The following is a 16809-nucleotide window of genomic DNA, read 5'->3' on the forward strand; positions in this document are numbered from 1 at the left end:
CCCCTGACTCAGGGGGCTCTTTGCCCCACCATTCAGGGAGTTTCCTGCGGCGGCAGCGGGCGGCTCCACAGCCAGATCGCGACGATGGCCATGCTGCCGATCGACAGCCATTTCACCCAGGCGATCGGCACGCACCAGAGCATGATGCCGGCGCAGACCGCCATGGTCAGGGTGGCCATCCATTTGGCGTAGCGGCTGACCGCCCCGTGCGCCTGCCAGTTGACGATCGCCGGGCCGAAGCGCGGGTGCTGCAGCAGCCAGTTGTGCAGGCGCTCGGAGCCGCGCGAGGCGGCCCAGGCCGAGATCAGGATGAACACGGTGGTGGGCAGGCCCGGCACGAAAATGCCGACGATGCCGGTGCCCAGGCTGGCGTAGGCCAACAGCCACCAGGCCCAGCGGAAACGCACCTGCGGCCGCGGGGCCGGTGCATCGGAAAGCCGTGGGCGATCAGGCAGCGTCATGCAGGCAGCATAGCGACGCCGGGCGCAGACCGCGATGGCCTGCGCCTGGCGGCATGTTGGCCGGGCGCGTCGATTGCCGGGCAGCGCCGGGCACTACGGGGTTGAGGTCACGCCCAGCTGGTCGAGCACGAACGCATACGATTCGGCCAGCTCGTGATACCGCTGGAAGCGCCCGGACTTGCCGCCGTGGCCGGCATCCATGTTCGTGCGGAACACGATCGGATGGGTACCGGTGTTGTCATCGCGCAGCTTGGCCACCCACTTGGCCGGCTCCCAGTACTGCACCTGCGAATCCCACAGGCCGGTGCCGATGAACAGCGCCGGGTAGGCCTGGCGGGCCACGTTGTCGTACGGCGAGTACGTCAGCATGTAGTCGTAGTACTCACGCTGCTCGGGGTTGCCCCACTCGTCGTATTCGTTGGTGGTCAGCGGGATGCTGGCATCGAGCATGGTGGTGACCACATCGACGAACGGTACCTGCGCGACCATCACCCGGTAATCCTGCGGCGCCTGGTTGGCCACCGCGCCCATCAGCAGGCCACCGGCGCTGCCACCAGAGGCGGCGACGCGGTCCTTGGCCGCATAGCCCTGGCGGACCAGTTCGCCGGTGACGTTGACGAAGTCATTGAAGGTGTTCTGCTTCTTCAGCAGCTTGCCGTCCTCGTACCAGGCGCGGCCCATTTCCTCGCCGCCGCGGATATGCGCGATGGCATACACCACGCCACGGTCGAGCAGGCTGACCACGGTCTGGTTGAACCCCGGGTCCATCGACATGCCGTAGCTGCCGTAGGCGTACTGGTACAGCGCGCCGGTACCGTCCTTCTTGAAGCCATTGCGATAGACCAGCGACACCGGCACCCTGGCGCCGTCACGCGCGGTCACCCAGACCCGCTCGGTGGTGTACTGCGAAGGGTCGTAACCGATCACCGGCTGCTGCTTGAGCTGGCGACGCTCACCGGTGACGGTGTTCAGCTCGAAGGTGGTGGTGGGCGTGGTCATCGAGTTGTAGGCGTAGCGCAGCCACGGGCTGTCCGGCTCGGGGTTGGCGGCCAGGCCCATCGAGTAGGCCGGCTCGTCGGCCTTGACGTAATCCTGGCGACCCTCCGGGTACAGCAGGCGGATCCGCTCCAGGCCATTGGAGCGCTCGGCGATGGCACTGAAGCCGTCGAACAGCTCGAACCCCTCGACCAGCACCGCCTCGTCGTGCGCCACCCAATCGGTCCACTGCTTGCGCGAAGTGGCATCGGTAGGAGCAGTGACGATCTTGAAGTTCTTCGCACCGGCATCATTGGTGCGGATCACCCAGCGGCCATTGAAATGGTCGGCGTCGTATTCCACGTCGCGCGCACGCTTGGCCAGCAGGGTGAACGCCTGCGGATCGGCGGCCGGCGCATAGCGGGTCTCCGAGCTGACCGTGCTGTGCAGCTCGATGGTCAGGAACTTGTCATCGCGGGTGCGGCCCACGCCCATGTAGAAGCTGTCGTCCTTCTCTTCGTACACCAGCACGTCGCTGCTGGCCGGGGTCCCCAGCACGTGCTTCTTGACCCGCACGGTGAGCAGGGTGTCCAGATCATTCTCGACATAGAACAGGGTGCGGTTGTCGTCGGCCCAGACCACGTTCGCCGACACGTTCTCGATACGGTCGGGCAGCACCTGACCGGTGCGCAGGTCCTTGAAGCGGATCACGTACTGGCGGCGGCCGACATCATCTTCGGCCCAGGCCAGCAGGTGGTTGTCCTGGCTGACATCGGCATCGCCGACATCGAAGTAATTCTTGCCCTCGGCCATCTGGTTGACGTCCAGCAGAATCTCTTCCGGCGCTTCCATGCTGCCCTTGCGGCGCGCCTGGATGGGATAGTCCTTGCCGGTCTCGAAGCGGGTGTAATACCAGTAGCCGCGATCACGCGCCGGCACACTGGCATCGTCCTGCTTGATGCGCGCGACGATCTCCTTGTACAGGGTGTCCTCGAGCGGCTTGAGCGGGGCCATCACCTGGTCGGTGTAGGCGTTTTCCGCATTCAGGTAGGCCAGGATCTTCGTGTCTTCGCGCTTGTCGTCGCGCAACCAGTAATAGGGGTCGCTGCGGGTGGCGCCAAACGGTGCCTTGACCGTGTGCGGATGCTTCTCGGCGTCAGGTGGGGTCAGCGCGGGGGTGGCATGCACGGAGGAAGTCATCAGGCTGGCAACCAATAAACAGAGGGCGGGTTTCACGAGATAAGGCTCCTTACGGGGGAATGCAATGGCGTCCTTGGTCGCCCCAGTCTGGGCGGGCGTTGCGGCAGCGGCAAGCCTGCCGATCGTCACAGCGCCTATCATCGGCAGCATGACCACTCCTCCCCCCACGGCCGCCTACAGCCGCCGCAGCCAGGAAATCGAACCCTTCCACGTGATGTCGCTGCTGGCCCGCGCGCAGGCGCTGGAACAGGCCGGCCATGATGTCATCCACCTGGAGATCGGCGAGCCGGACTTCACCACCGCCGCGCCGATCGTGCGTGCCGGCCAGGCCGCGCTGGCCGCCGGCCACACCCGCTACACCGCCGCGCGTGGCCTGCCGGCACTGCGCGAGGCGATCGCCGGGTTCTACCACACGCGTTACCAGCTGCAGATCGATCCGGACCGGATCCTGGTCACTCCCGGCGGCTCCGGCGCGCTGCTGCTGGCCAGCAGCCTGTTGGTGGACCCGGGCAGGCACTGGCTGCTGGCCGACCCGGGGTATCCCTGCAACCGCCATTTCCTGCGCCTGGTGGAAGGCGCCGCGCAGCTGGTGGCGGTCGGGCCGGAAACCGCATACCAGCTCACCCCGGAGCTGATCGCACAACGCTGGAACGCCGACAGCGTGGGGGCGCTGGTGGCTTCGCCGGCCAATCCGACCGGCACGGTGCTGTCGGCCGCGCAGCTGGCGGGGCTGTCGCAGTCGCTGAAGGCGCGCGGCGGGCACCTGGTGTTGGATGAGATCTACCACGGCCTGACTTACGGCATGGACGCGGCCAGCGTGCTGCAGGTGGACGACGAGGCGTTCGTGCTCAACAGTTTCTCCAAGTACTACGGCATGACCGGCTGGCGGCTGGGTTGGCTGGTGGCACCCCCGCAGGCGGTGCCCGAGCTGGAGAAGCTGGCGCAGAACCTCTATATCAGCGCCTCCAGCATCGCCCAGCACGCCGCGCTGGCCTGTTTCGAGCCGGACACGCTGGACATTTTCGAGCAGCGCCGCGCGGCCTTCCGCGAACGTCGCGATTATCTGCTGCCTGCATTGCGCGCACTGGGTTTCCGCATCGAAGTGGAGCCGGAAGGGGCGTTCTACCTGTATGCCGACGTGAGCGCGTTTACCGATGACGCGCAGGCGTTCTGCGCGCATTTCCTGGAAACCGAGCACGTGGCGTTTACGCCCGGCCTGGATTTCGGGCATCACCGCGCCCACGAGCATGTGCGGCTGGCCTACACGCAGGAGGTGCCACGGCTGGAGGAAGCGGTGGCGCGGATCAAGCGCGGGTTGGAGCGCTGGGTTTCCTAGGCGGTGGAGCTTGCGTGTCGGCACTGGGTCATCGAGAGCGTCACCACCAACGGTGGTGACCTACCTCCCCACGGGCATCGGTGCCCGCGTGAAGAGAGCCCTGGCCGCCCACGGCAATCACCGGAGTGTACCTGTGCGTCCCGCAAGCCGAGCCCCTTGGCGGCCGGCAGGCCCTTGGCAAAATAAAGGAGGAGGCCGTCGCCGCAGGCGTCGGCCGGGGGACATTTGCACAAGGGCCTGCCGGTCGCCAAGGGGCCCCGGACGCTCGCGACATAGCACCCCGCAAGCTGCGGTCGCCCTGTGCGTGAACCGCTCCCCTCACACGGGCGAAGAACCAAAAAAACGCCGCGCATCTCTGCGCGGCGTCGAAAATGGGGTGGGGCCAACGTGACGCCCCACCACCCGGAGGCGGATCCGGAGGTGTTGCCTGCGGTCGTCCCTTATCCATATCACGTTGCTCGACCGCCAGGGCAGTCGAGCAACGGATTTCCTTACTTGGCCAGCTGCTCCCACAGGAAGCTGTAGGCCAGAGCCGACATGTGCGCGGCCTGCGCGTTGTTGGCGGCCCCGCCGTGGCCCCCTTCGATGTTCTCGTAGTAGGTCACATCCTTGCCGGCATCGATCATTTTGGCCGCCATCTTGCGGGCGTGGCCCGGATGCACGCGGTCATCGCGGGTGGAGGTGGTGAACAGCACCGGCGGATAGGTCTTCTTCGCGTCGAACAGGTGGTACGGCGAGAACGTCTTGATGTACTCCCAATCAGCCGTATCCGGATTGCCGTACTCGGCCATCCACGATGCGCCCGCCAACAGATGGCTGTAGCGCTTCATGTCCAGCAGCGGCACCTGCACCACCACCGCCCCGAACAGCTCCGGGTACTGGGTGAGCATGTTGCCGGTCAGCAGGCCGCCGTTGCTGCCGCCCTGCACGCCCAGGTGCGGGGCCGAGGTGATCTTGCGGCTGACCAGGTCGCGCGCGACCGCCGCCATGTCCTCGTACGCCTTGTGGCGGTTCTGCTTCAGCGCCGCCTGGTGCCAGCGCGGGCCGTACTCGCCACCGCCGCGGATGTTGGCCACCACGTACACCCCGCCCTTCTCCAGCCAGGCGCGGCCCATGCCACCGGAATACGACGGGGTCAGCGAGATCTCGAAGCCACCGTAGCCGTAAAGCAGGGTCGGGTTGCTGCCGTCCAGCTTCATGTCCTTGGCATGCACCACGAAGTACGGCACGCGGGTGCCATCCTTGCTGGTGGCGAAGTGCTGCTCGATCACCTTGCCCTCGGCATTGAAGAACGCCGGCATGGTCTTGAGCACTTCCGGCGACTTGCCGATCTCGGCCAGCGCCAGCGTGGTCGGGGTCAGGTAGTCGGTGACGGTCATCCACACCGCGTCGCTGTCATCGGCATCCACCGCGCCCACGGCCACCGTGCCAAAGGACGGCGCACCGGTGAAGGCGCTCTTCTGCCAGCCCTTGTCGGTCGGGGTCAGCACGCTCAGGCGGCTCTTGACGTCATCGAGCACGTTGAGCACCAGGTGGTTGCGGGTCCAGCTCGACCCGGCCAGCGAGGTCGTCGCGGTCGGGGTGAACAGCACCTCGAACTCGCGCTTGCCGGCCAGGTAGTCGTCCAGCTTGGTCACCAGCAGCGACCCGGCGGTGTAGGTCTTGCCACCCACGGTCCACGGATCGCGCAGCTCCAGGGTCAGCCACTGCTTGCGCAGGCCTTTTTCGGCCGAATTGGGCGCATCGATCTTGACCAGCGTACCGTCGTCGCTGCGCAGGTACAGCTCGTTGTTGTAGAAGGCCAGCGTGCGGCTGACCAGGTTGCGCTCAAAGCCGGGGGTGTCGTCATGCATCGCCGCGATGTACATGTCATCGGGCTTGCCTTCGTACACCACGCTGGCCGAGGCCATCGGGGTGCCGCGCTTCCACAGCTTGGCCACCCGCGGATAGCCGGAGGTGGTCATCGTGCCTGCACCGAAATCGGTATAGACGAACACATTGTCGCGGTCGATCCAGTTCAGCCCACCCTTGGATTCGGGGCGGAAGAAGCCGTCCTTGATCCAGGCCTTGTTGGCCAGGTCGAACTCGCGGGTGACATCGGCATCGGCACCGCCGCGCGACAGCGCGATCAGGCAGCGCGAATACTCCGGGCGCAAGCAGTCGGCGCCGTGCCAGACCCAGTTCTCGCCTTCGGCCTTGTTCAGCGCGTCCAGGTCGAGCACGGTTTCCCAGCGCGGCGTGGCCTTGCGGTACTCGGCCAGCGTGGTGCGCCGCCACAGGCCGCGCTCGTGCTGCTTGTCCTTCCAGAAGTTGTAGTAGTACTCACCGATCTTCTGCACGCCGGGAATCTTGGCATCCGAATCGAGCACTTCGCGGATGCTGGCTTCCATCTTCTGGAACGCCGGGGTCTGGGCCAGGCGGCCCTCGGACTTGGCGTTCTGCTGCTTGACCCAGTCCAGCGACCTGTCGCCGGTCACCTCTTCCAGCCAGGCGTACGGATCAGCGGGAGCGTCAGCGGCCATGGCGGTACCCACCGCACCGGTGGTGATCAAGCCGGCCATCAGGCAGGCAGAAGCGATGTTGGACATTACAGCTCCAGGCAGTCATAAGCCCCGGACGCTATCACACGGGTTGGCCGGCGCTCCCGTGTCGAAGGTCAGGGCGTGCGCTCCGCGGCTGGGCCCGGGCGCGACGTTTGGCCTGCGGGCCGCGCCGCCGCCCGCTGCGCCGGACCGGCAGCACCGATGGCAGGCGGAAGCGGTACAGGCTCCACCACGCCAGGCAGGGCATGCCCACCAGCCACAGGGGCAACCACCCCACCCACACGCTGCTGCCGCGTGCGGCCGGCCACACCAGCACCAGGGCCATGCCGGCCAGGGCGACCTGGCGCACCCAGCGCAGCACCTGCGGATCGGGCGCACCGACGCTGCGCAGGGGGGCGTGTGAAGGCGGGGAACGACGCGAAGACGACAAGGGCATGACACGACTCCGTGCGAAAGTGATGTGTCACCTTGCCGTGCCACCATCTCACTGGCTGCGACCTGTCGCCGCAGTGCGCACGGCAAGGATGAACGGCACCATTGACGTTCTCCGTCGTCCCACCCACCATGCCCGTGCCAGCCACTGGAGCCTTCTGCCGCATGTCTCTGAACCGCCCGCTTCGCGCTGTCCTGTTGCTGTCGACGCTATCGCTGCTGTCTGCCTGCGCCTTCCGCCATGAAGCCCGGCCGACCCCGGCGCCCGTGGCCGCCGATACCGCCGCAGCACCGATCGACCTGCAGCGGTTCATGGGCACCTGGTATGTGATCGGCCGGGTGCCCAACCCGATCGAGCGTGGCCACGTGGCCAGCGTCAACGAGTTCAGCCTGCGCGGCGACCAGAAGGTATCCATCACCTATCGGTACCGCAACGGGTTCTCCGAACCGCTTCAGCAGCTGACCGTGCGCGCCTCGGTGGACGAAGAAAGCGGCAACCACAACTGGCGCACCTGGTTCTACAAGATCGTGCCGACCCACACCCGCGTGCTGGAAGTGGCCCCGGACTACTCGTGGGCGATGCTGGGTTACCCGGGCCGCGAGATGGCCTGGATTTTCGCGCGCAAGCCGGACATGGACAAGGACCTGTACAAGGAACTGGCCGCGCGCCTGCGCGACGACTACGGGGTCAACACCGACAAGCTCAAGCGCGTGCCGCAGCACCCCGAGCAGGTTGATCGGCTGGGCTATGAGGTGCCCAACGTCCGGTAGACACCGGGCGTTGACGGGCAGGCAATCGATCCATCGCCGGGGCCGGCCGGGTACGCCGTGGTTGCCCGGATGATCACGCCGCCTTGCGCGGCTGCACGTTGCAGTCGATCTCCTGCCGGGTCGGCAGCGTCTTGAGGTCGTACTCGCGGGCCAGTGCGTTGATGCGGGATGAGGCAGGCGTACCGACCAACGGTCGGTACCTACCGGTTACTTCCGGCTGTAGTGCGCGACCAGGCGGTCGCCGAGCATCTGCAGGATCTGCACCAGCACCAGCAGCGCCACCACGGTGACCAGGGCCACGTCGGTGTGCGAGCGCTGGTAGCCATCACGGAAGGCCAGGTCGCCCAGGCCGCCCGAGCCGATGGCACCGCCCATCGCGGTGAAGCCGATCAAGGCGATCACCGTGACCGTGGCCCCGGCGATCAGGCCGGGGCGCGCTTCGGGCAGCAGCACACGAGTGACCAGCTGCCAGGTGGTGGCGCCCATCGCCTGGGTGGCTTCGATCACGCCCCGGTCCACTTCACGCAACGCGGTTTCCACCAGCCGCGCATAGAACGGTGCCGCGCCGATGACCAGCGGCACGATCGCCCCACGCACGCCCAGCGAGGTACCCATCATCCACAGCGTGACCGGGATCAGCACGATCATCAGGATGATGAAGGGAACCGAGCGCAGCAGGTTGACCAGCAGCGCCAGTGCGCCATACAACGCCGGGCGGCGCCGCAGCTGCGGCGAGCCGGTCAGGAACAGCAGCACGCCCAGCGGCAGGCCGATGAGCAACGTGAGCGGTAGCGAGCCGCCGAGCATCAGCAGGGTGTCCAGGGTAGCCTGGCCGATGTCGGCCCACTTGCCCGCATCCAGGTGACGGAAGAACCCGCCGGCAGCAGCCAGGATCATCGACGCAGCTCCTCAAGATGGACACCGGCGGCCACGAACCCGGCCTGCGCGGCCTGCACATCGCCGCCCACCAGCGACACGGTCAGCTGGCCATACGGGGTGTCCTTGATCCGGTCGATGCGACCGGACAGGATGTTGTAATCCACGCCGGTTTCGCGCGCGATGCGCCCCAGCAGCGGCTCGTAGGTGTCCGCGCCGAGGAAGGTCAGGCGCACGATGCGTCCGGCCACGGCCTGGAAATCCCGGTGCAGTTCGCCTTCGTCGACCTGCTCCGATTCGCTGACGAAACGGCGCGTGGTGGGGTGCCGCGGATGCAGGAACACCTCGGTGACCGGCCCGGTTTCGACCAGGTGGCCGGCATCGAGTACCGCGACGCGGTCGCAGACCCGGCGGATCACGTCCATCTCGTGGGTGATCAGCACGATGGTCAGGCCCAGTTCGCGGTTGATCTTGCCCAGCAGCTTGAGCACCGAGGCGGTGGTCTGCGGGTCCAGCGCGCTGGTGGCCTCGTCGCAGAGCAGGATCTGCGGGCGGGTGGCCAGGGCGCGGGCGATGCCGACGCGCTGCTTCTGGCCACCGGACAGCTGCGCGGGATACTTGCCGGCGTGCGCCTCCAGCCCGACGGTGTGCAGCAGTTCGTCCACGCGCGCGTCGATCTCCGCGCGCGGGGTGCCGGTCAGTTCCAACGGGAAGGCGACATTGGCCGCCACCGTGCGCGACGACAGCAGGTTGAAGTGCTGGAAGATCATGCCGATGCGCCTGCGCAGCGCGCGCAGGCCATCGGCATCGAGCGCGGTAACGTCGTCACCGTTGATCAGCAGGCGCCCGCCGGTAGGCTCTTCAAGGCGGTTGATCAGCCGGATCAGGGTGGATTTGCCCGCGCCGGAATGGCCGATGATGCCGAATACCTCGCCGGCCTCGATGGTCAGGTCCAGCGGCTGCAGCGCGGCGATCGCGTGGCCGCCGACGGCATAGGATTTGTGCAGGCGCTGGAACTCGATCACTTCGCGGTCAACCAGGGCATCGACGGGAGGGGGCGTGCAGCCTACCAGCGTGGGGCGGCCCTCGCCCACGCAGCTGGGCCGAATGATATTCCGTTTGGTTCTAAGCAGGCGTGATCGGAGCCGGGAAGTGCCCGGCCAGGGCTCAGGGATGGTCCAGCGGCGCCGGCGGCTGGACCTGGCGGACCCGCTCGCGATGCAGCAGGTACAGGCCGGAGGCGACAATGATCGCCGCACCCAGCCAGGTGAACCGGTCGGGCAGCGCGCCCCAGAACAGCAGGTCCCAGCCGATCACCCAGACCAGCCCGGTGTACTCCAGCGGGGCGATCATCGAGGCCTCGCCCAGCTGGAAGGCACGGGTCAGGGCCACCTGCCCGCCGGCCCCGGCCAGGCCCATGCCTGCGATCAGCCAGGCGTGGCGGGCCTGCAGCGGTTGCCAATCCGGAATCGCCAGCAGGCCGGCGCCGAGGGCCAGCAGCACCAGGAACCAGACCACCATCGATTGCGGCGTGTCGGTACGGGTAAGCATGCTGACCGTGATGGCCGCCACCGCATAGGCGGTGGCCGCCAACAGCACCATCAGGCCGGGAATGGAGATGAAGCCGCCCACCCCCGGACGCAGCACCACCAGCACCCCGACCAGGCCGATGCCGATGGCGATCCAGCGGCGCGGGCCGACGTGCTCGCCCAGCAGCGGCACCGACAGGGCGGCGATCAGCAGCGGGGCGACGAAATAGATGGTGTAGGCGGTGGACAGTGGCAAGGTGCGCAGCGCGAACACGAAGCAGCCGATCATCGTCATGCCCAGCACCCCGCGCAGCAGGTGCAGGCCCCAGCGCACCGGGATCAGCGAGCGGGGGCCGGCGGTGGCCAGCACCCAGACCAGCACGAACGGCAGCGAGGCGGCGCCGCGCAGGAACGTGACCTGCAGGGTGGGATAGCTGGACGCGAGCTGCTTCATGCCGGCGTCCATCAGCGAGAAGCAGGCCACGGCCATGAGCATCCAGGCGACGGCACGGGAGGGGGAGCGTTGCATGTTCATCGCTGCATTATCGCCGCCGTGGCCCGGCCGTGCATGCCGGGTTGGTTAGAATGGGCCATTCACCCGCTGGAGATCCCCCATGCCTTCTTTTGACGTCGTATCCGAAGTTGATACCCACGAGCTGACCAACGCGGTCGACCAGGCCAACCGCGAGCTGTCCACCCGCTTCGACTTCAAGGGCGTGGAGGCGAAGTTCGTGCTGGACGACAACGTGATCAGCCAGTCCGCACCGAGCGACTTCCAGCTGCAGCAGATGACCGACATCCTGCGTGCCCGGCTGATCGCACGCAGCATCGATGTGCGCTGCCTGGAGTTCGGTGACATTGAAACCAACCTGGCCGGTGCGCGGCAGAAGATCACGGTCAAACAGGGCATCGAGCAGAAGGTGGCCAAGCAGATTGCGGCCAAGCTGAAAGAAGCCAAGCTCAAGGTCGACAGCCAGATCAACGGCGACAAGCTGCGCGTCAACGGCAAGAAGCGCGACGACCTGCAGGACGCCATGGCGATGCTGCGCAAGGAAACCTTCGAGGTGCCGCTGCAGTTCGACAATTTCCGCGATTGACTGAACACCCGCCCCGTAGTGCCGGGCTCTGCCCGGCAACCTCGAACGCGTAGTGCCGGGCTCTGCCCGGCAACCCATGGATCTCGAGCGGCCCCGCCGGGCAGCGCCCGGCGTTACGCAGCGGTCAACCGCGCAGGTGTTTGTACAGGGTGGTGCGCGAGATGCCCAGCTGCCGGGCCGCGGCGGCTATGTTGCCCGCGTGCGCGGCCACCGCATCGCGCACGTGCTGCAGCCCCTGCGCACGCAGCGACGGTTGCCCTGCACGGTTGGCTTGCGCATCGATGCCTGCCCCGCTCCGCGTGGCCAACGGCCCGCGCAGATACTGCACGTGCACCGCACTGTCTTCGCCCAGGCGTACCCGGTGCGCAGGCCCGGCGGCCAGCAGGCGGCGGCGCTGGTGCGCGCTCGCACCGGCAAACAGACCGTCCAGGCTCAACAGCGGCAGCGGGCCCCGTCGCGGCAGGCCAAGCAGGCGGCGGGCGACGCGATTGGCCGCGCGCACGTGGCCGTCTTCGGCGATGGCCAACAGCCCCTGCAACGGCGATTGCAGCCAGCGCACGTCGTGCTGCACGGCCAGCAGGTGGCAGTGTCGCTGCTCCAGCATCAGGCGGTTTTCGGTGGACAGCGCAGCCTGGCGGAAGTAGCCATGCAGCAGTTCGGCATCGGCCTCGCCGGTACCGGTGATATCCAGCGCGCCGAGCACTTCGCCGTCCAGGCCATGCAACGGCACGCTCAGGCAGAACACCGATGCGAAGCGGTCCAGGTAATGTTCGTTGCCACGCACCAGCGCCGGCGCGTCGTCGGCCAGGCTGCACGCCGGAGCGGTGGTGCCGATGTCGCTCTCACGCACGTGTCGGCCCACCTGCAGTGGTCGCAGCACCGGCACGTCGGCCAGGCCATGTTCGCGCTGGGCCACGATCAGGCCGTCGGCATTGACGCAGAACAGGGTCCAGTGGCGGCCACCGAATGCGGCCCACAGGTGGTCCAGGTCCTCACGTGCGCAGCGCGCCAGGCGGCGGTCGGCAGGGTCTTCAAGCCGCGCGGACGTACGGGTCAGTGGCGGGTACTGCGGCGCCTGCCACGGTTGCACGCCGGCCAGCCGCGAGCGCTCCCACGAGCGCTGCACCGCCGGTGCCAGCAGCGACGCCGCCAGTGCGCCGCCGTCGGCGAAGCGCTGCCGTGCAGCGGCCAGTATCTGCTGCTGTTCCCGCTGCATCGCCGCCATTGACCACCTCCATCAGTGGTCCACAGCGTACACCCGGCAACCTGACTGACCAGGCAGTCGCAGGCGGTCACGCCCGCGACAATCCGTTTCAGTGGCCCAAGGTCAGGATCGGCCTGAGGGTCACCCCGCGGGTGCTGTCTTCGGCGGCCTGGTTGATCTGCTCCAGCGGATAGAACTTCACCAGCTTGTCGAACGGGAACCGGCCCTGCTGGTACAGCTGCACCAACTGCGGAATGAACACCTTGGGGACGCTGTCGCCCTCGACGATACCGCGGATGCTGCGGCCGCCGAGCAGCAGGTTGTTGACGTCGAACTCGGCCTTGGTGCCCAGTTTTGGCGCCCCCACCACGCCCATCACACCACGCCCACCCAGCGCTTCGATTCCCTGCGCCAGCACCTCGGGACGGCCAGTGGATTCGAGCGCGAAGCTGGCTCCGCCGCCGGTGATCGCGCGCACGGCCTCCACCACGTCCACGTCGCGGCTGTTGAGGGTGTGGGTGGCGCCCAGCTCACTGGCCAGCTGCAGGCGTGAGGGAACCACGTCGATGGCGATGATGGTGGTGGCACCGGCCACGCGCGCGGCCATCACTGCACTGAGGCCGACGGCGCCGGCCCCGAAGCTGGCGAAGCTGCTGCCGGCGGTCACCTTGAGCGAATTGATCACCGCCCCGGCGCCGGTCTGGATGCCGCAGCCGAGCGGGCCAAGCAGCTCGATCGGCGCGTCGTCGGGCACCTTGATTGCGTTGTTCTCGCGGCTCAGCGCGTACGTGGCGAAGGAGGACTGTGCGAAAAAGTGGTCGTGCAGCGGATTGCCGTCGAGGTCCTGGATGGCGGTGGAGCCATCCAGCGCACCGCCGCCGAAATTGAGCCCGAAGAAATCCCTGCAGTACGCCCCGTGGCCGCCACTGCAGGGATTGCAGTGGCCGCACGCGCCGTAGGTGAGCACCACGTGGTCGCCGACCTTGAGATCCTTCACCCCCGGGCCGACGGCTTCGATCACGCCCGCGCCTTCGTGGCCCAGCACCGCTGGCAGCGGTACCGGGTAGTACTGGTCGCGCACGATCAGATCGGTATGGCACAGGCCGGTGGCAATCACCCGCACCAGCACTTCATCGTCCTGCGGACCACGGATGCGGGCCTTCTCGATGGTGAAGGGCTGTTCTTTTTCACGCACCACCGCCACGGTGATGTCATGCAGTTCTGCAGTTGCGGTCATCTCGGTATCCTCGTTCAGATCGGGTAGGCGGGCGCTTCGCCCTTGACGGTCAGCCACTGCCACTGGGTGAACTCGTCGATGTTGGACGGACCGCCGATGCTGGTGCCGTTGCCCGAAGCACCGACGCCACCAAACGGATTGATCACCTCATCGTTCACGGTCTGGTCGTTGATGTGCAGCAGGCCGGTACGCAACCGCTCGCCGAGCTTGAGCGCGCGCCCGACATTGCTCGACACGATTGCCATGGACAGGCCGTACTCGCTGTCGTTGGCCAGCTCCACCGCCTCGTCATCGCTGTCGAATGGCACCACCACCGCAACCGGCGCGAAGATCTCTTCGTGGAAGGCCGGGTTGTCGCGGCCGACGTCGCTGAGCACGGTCGGTTCAAAGAACAGGTCCCGGTAGCTGCCGCCGGTGGCGAGGGTAGCGCCGGCGGCCTGCGCCTGGGCCACGATGCGCGCGGCATGATCGCGCTGCTGTGCATTGATCAGCGGGCCGATCGCCACGTCGGCCTGGGCCGGGTCGCCCACCTTGAGCGACCGCGCCTTGGCCACCAGTTTTTCCAGGAAGCGCGCGTGGATGCTGCGCTGGACCAGCACGCGGCCGGTGGCCATGCAGATCTGGCCCTGGTGCAGGTACACGCCCCACGCGGTGTTGGCCACGGCCAGGTCGAGGTCGGCGTCCTCCAGGATGATCAGCGAGTTTTTGCCGCCCAGTTCCAGCGAGACCTTTTTCAGGTGCTTGCCGGCGGCTTCGCCGACCTTGCGCCCGGCACCGGTGGAGCCGGTGAACTGGATCATGGCGATGTTGGGGTCGCAGGTCAGCGCCGCCCCGGCCGCGCCATCACCGGGCAGGACATGCAGCAGCCCCGCCGGCAGCCCGGCCAGTTCAAACAACCGTGCGATCACGAAGCCCCCGCACACCGCGGTGCGCGGATCGGGCTTGAGCACCACCGCATTGCCCAGTGCCAGCGCCGGAGCCACCGCGCGCATGGCCAGGTACAGCGGGAAATTGAACGGCGCGATCACCCCGACCACGCCCAGCGGACGGCGCCGCGCCAGGTTCAACCGGCCCGGTTCGGAGGGCAGCACCTCGCCAATGCTGCGCGAGGGCAATGCCGCCGCTTCATGCAGCGCCTTGGTGTTCACGCTGGCTTCGAAGCCGGCCTTGAGCCGGGTGGAGCCGCTCTCACGGACCAGCCATTCCACGATGTCATCGTGGTACTGCTCGGCCAGCTGCGCGGCACGACGCAGCACCTGCGCGCGCGTCTCGTACGGGGCGCTGGCCCACTCCCGCTGTGCGGCGGCGGCAGTCTTGGCAGCGGCAGCGATCCCGGCCGGATCGGTCATGGCGATCTGGCCCAGGGTGTTGCCGGTGGCCGGCTCGACCACCTCCTGCACGACAGTGCCGGACTGCCACTGGCCATCGAACTGCTTGCCCGACCACAGCCCGGTCGGCAGGAATGCCGGTGTTGCACTCATTGTTGACTCCTTTGGACGAAAGACGGCCCACGGTCGCCTGTTTGTGCCTGCATTGAATACCGGCGCCTGCCGGCTGCCTATTGGCCGCCGGCAGCAAACCCGCAAGCCATTGCCGGAAAAGGCCTTTCCACCCTGCCCGTTGTCCAGTTAATGGACAGTGCTGACTGCGGCTGCACGCGCGGCAACCGGCAGGGGCCGTACAATCGCCTGCCCAGCCAGCGATGCCGCCCGCCATGAATGACGCCACTTTTGCCGACGACACCGCCCCGGACGGCACCGATTTCCTGGCCGAAACCCGCATGTGGCTGGAGCAGATCGTGATCGGCCTGAACCTGTGCCCGTTCGCCAAGGCGGTCTACGTCAAGGACCAGGTCCGTTTCGTGCTCAGCGATGCGACCACCCCGGAGGCACTGGTAGAGGAGCTGGCAGAAGAGCTGGTGCTGCTGCGCGACACCCCGGCCGAGCAGATCGACACCACGCTGATCGTGCATCCGCATGTGCTGGGCGACTTCCTGGAATACAACGATTTTCTCGACAACGCCGATGCGGCGATCGAGGCGCTGGACCTGCAGGGCATCCTGCAGGTGGCCAGCTTCCACCCGCAGTACCAGTTTGCCGGCGTTGCCGCCGATGACGTCAGCAATTACACCAACCGTGCGCCCTACCCGACCCTGCACCTGCTGCGCGAAGACAGCGTCGAACGCGCGGTGGCCGCCTTCCCGGACCCGGATGTGATCGTGGAGCGCAACATCGAGACCCTGGACAAGCTCGGCATCGAGGGCTGGACCCGCCTGCTGGGGCGCAAGGACACGCCCAGGTGCCACTGACCCCGGCCGTCGCCGACTGGGCCAGCCAGCCATTGCGCGACCGCGTGGTGGTGGTCACCGGTGGCGCGCAGGGCGTGGGGCGTGGCATCGCCCAGGCGGTGCTCGGTGCCGGTGGCAGCGTAATGATCGCCGACCTCGACGCCGATGCCGGCAAGGCCTGCCTGAAGGAATGGGCCTTGCCCGAGCGCGCCGCCTTCCAGCGCACGGACGTGGCCAGCGAGCGCAGCGTGCAGGCGCTGGTGAAGGCGACCGTGAAGCGCTTCGGGTGCATCGATGGACTGGTCAACAACGCCGGCATCGCCAGTGCGCATGGCACGCCGTTGGCGGCGATGACACTGGCCGAATGGCAACGGCGGCTGTCCAGCCTGCACGGCGCGTTCCTGTGCAGCAAGCATGCGTTGCCTGCGCTGCGTGCATCCGCCACGGACCGACGCAGCGCGGCCATCATCAACATCGCCTCCACCCGCGCGTGGCAATCGGAGGCCGACAGTGAGGCTTACGCCGCCGCCAAGGGCGGGCTGGTGGCGTTCACCCACGCATTGGCGATCAGCGAAGGGCCGCAGGTCCGGGTCAACAGCATCAGCCCGGGCTGGATCACCACCGACGCCTGGCAGGCGCCCTCGCGGCGGCGCGCGCCCAAGCTCTCGCGCCGCGACCACGCCCAGCACCCGGTCGGCCGCGTGGGCCAGCCCGACGACATCGGCGCGTTGGCGGTGTTCCTGCTGTCGGAGTTGTCCGGCTTCATCACCGGCCAGGACCATGTGGCCGATGGCGGCATGAGCCGGAAGATGATCTACGCGGTGTAGGTACCGACCGTTGGTCGGTACGCACACACCCGTC

At 67.4% G+C, this 16809-nt stretch carries 15 protein-coding genes; 5 read left to right on the plus strand and 10 right to left on the minus strand.

What is annotated here, in order from left to right; all coding sequences use genetic code 11:
- Nucleotides 1-32 precede the first annotated feature (32 nt).
- Entirely contained in the window at nucleotides 33-461 is a 429-nt protein-coding gene (locus AC3IR9_RS17880; protein ID WP_489292410.1) for a YbaN family protein, read from the minus strand.
- A gap of 93 nt (nucleotides 462-554) precedes the next feature.
- On the minus strand, nucleotides 555-2672 hold the full coding sequence (locus AC3IR9_RS17885) for a S9 family peptidase (protein WP_489295891.1): 2118 nt from the start codon (nucleotides 2670-2672) through the stop codon (nucleotides 555-557).
- Nucleotides 2673-2784: 112 nt separating this feature from the next.
- Here AC3IR9_RS17885 and AC3IR9_RS17890 point away from each other — a divergent pair, with 112 nt between their 5' ends.
- Nucleotides 2785-3972, plus strand: coding sequence for a pyridoxal phosphate-dependent aminotransferase (locus tag AC3IR9_RS17890; RefSeq protein WP_489292412.1), 1188 nt, complete (start codon nucleotides 2785-2787; stop codon nucleotides 3970-3972).
- 491 nt (nucleotides 3973-4463) lie between these two features.
- Here the strand turns inward: AC3IR9_RS17890 and AC3IR9_RS17895 are convergent, their stop codons facing one another.
- Together AC3IR9_RS17895 and AC3IR9_RS17900 are read right to left on the minus strand one after the other, a co-directional pair.
- On the minus strand, nucleotides 4464-6560 hold the full coding sequence (locus AC3IR9_RS17895; protein ID WP_489292414.1) for a prolyl oligopeptidase family serine peptidase: 2097 nt from the start codon (nucleotides 6558-6560) through the stop codon (nucleotides 4464-4466).
- 34 nt (nucleotides 6561-6594) lie between these two features.
- Complete coding sequence (locus AC3IR9_RS17900) at nucleotides 6595-6951, minus strand: hypothetical protein (protein ID WP_489292415.1); 357 nt, start codon at nucleotides 6949-6951, stop codon at nucleotides 6595-6597.
- 161 nt (nucleotides 6952-7112) lie between these two features.
- Between AC3IR9_RS17900 and AC3IR9_RS17905 the strand changes: the two genes are divergently transcribed.
- Nucleotides 7113-7718, plus strand: coding sequence for a lipocalin family protein (locus tag AC3IR9_RS17905; protein WP_489292416.1), 606 nt, complete (start codon nucleotides 7113-7115; stop codon nucleotides 7716-7718).
- A 207-nt stretch (nucleotides 7719-7925) separates the two neighbouring features.
- Here AC3IR9_RS17905 and AC3IR9_RS17910 read toward each other — a convergent pair whose 3' ends face one another.
- From AC3IR9_RS17910 to AC3IR9_RS17920, 3 genes are all read right to left on the minus strand, one after another.
- The gene (locus AC3IR9_RS17910) at nucleotides 7926-8615 is read right to left on the minus strand and encodes a methionine ABC transporter permease (protein WP_489292417.1); all 690 of its coding nucleotides are present in this window, start codon (nucleotides 8613-8615) and stop codon (nucleotides 7926-7928) included.
- The gene (locus tag AC3IR9_RS17915; RefSeq protein ID WP_489295893.1) at nucleotides 8612-9619 is read right to left on the minus strand and encodes a methionine ABC transporter ATP-binding protein; all 1008 of its coding nucleotides are present in this window, start codon (nucleotides 9617-9619) and stop codon (nucleotides 8612-8614) included. The genes AC3IR9_RS17910 and AC3IR9_RS17915 overlap by 4 nt, the downstream gene beginning before the upstream one ends.
- 142 nt (nucleotides 9620-9761) lie before the next feature.
- Nucleotides 9762-10658, minus strand: a complete 897-nt coding sequence (locus AC3IR9_RS17920) for a DMT family transporter (protein ID WP_489292418.1) — start codon at nucleotides 10656-10658, stop codon at nucleotides 9762-9764.
- Between the two features lie 79 nt (nucleotides 10659-10737).
- Between AC3IR9_RS17920 and AC3IR9_RS17925 the strand changes: the two genes are divergently transcribed.
- On the plus strand, nucleotides 10738-11220 hold the full coding sequence (locus AC3IR9_RS17925; protein ID WP_489292419.1) for a YajQ family cyclic di-GMP-binding protein: 483 nt from the start codon (nucleotides 10738-10740) through the stop codon (nucleotides 11218-11220).
- Between the two features lie 124 nt (nucleotides 11221-11344).
- Here AC3IR9_RS17925 and AC3IR9_RS17930 read toward each other — a convergent pair whose 3' ends face one another.
- The 3 genes from AC3IR9_RS17930 to AC3IR9_RS17940 all read right to left on the minus strand — a co-directional run bounded on the left by AC3IR9_RS17930 (nucleotide 11345) and on the right by AC3IR9_RS17940 (nucleotide 15142).
- The gene (locus AC3IR9_RS17930; protein ID WP_489292421.1) at nucleotides 11345-12445 is read right to left on the minus strand and encodes a helix-turn-helix domain-containing protein; all 1101 of its coding nucleotides are present in this window, start codon (nucleotides 12443-12445) and stop codon (nucleotides 11345-11347) included.
- Between the two features lie 88 nt (nucleotides 12446-12533).
- The gene (locus AC3IR9_RS17935) at nucleotides 12534-13661 is read right to left on the minus strand and encodes an NAD(P)-dependent alcohol dehydrogenase (protein ID WP_489292422.1); all 1128 of its coding nucleotides are present in this window, start codon (nucleotides 13659-13661) and stop codon (nucleotides 12534-12536) included.
- Nucleotides 13662-13675: 14 nt separating this feature from the next.
- Nucleotides 13676-15142: a benzaldehyde dehydrogenase gene (locus AC3IR9_RS17940; RefSeq protein WP_489292423.1), complete on the minus strand. Its 1467-nt coding sequence runs from the start codon at nucleotides 15140-15142 to the stop codon at nucleotides 13676-13678.
- 233 nt (nucleotides 15143-15375) lie between these two features.
- Between AC3IR9_RS17940 and AC3IR9_RS17945 the strand changes: the two genes are divergently transcribed.
- Nucleotides 15376-15969, plus strand: coding sequence for a DUF1415 domain-containing protein (locus AC3IR9_RS17945; RefSeq protein ID WP_489292424.1), 594 nt, complete (start codon nucleotides 15376-15378; stop codon nucleotides 15967-15969).
- Complete coding sequence (locus tag AC3IR9_RS17950) at nucleotides 15960-16775, plus strand: SDR family oxidoreductase (RefSeq protein WP_489292426.1); 816 nt, start codon at nucleotides 15960-15962, stop codon at nucleotides 16773-16775. Before AC3IR9_RS17945 ends, AC3IR9_RS17950 begins: the two co-directional genes overlap by 10 nt.
- The last annotated feature ends 34 nt before the right edge of the window (nucleotides 16776-16809 follow it).

The organism is Stenotrophomonas sp. GL_101, assembly GCF_057835675.1.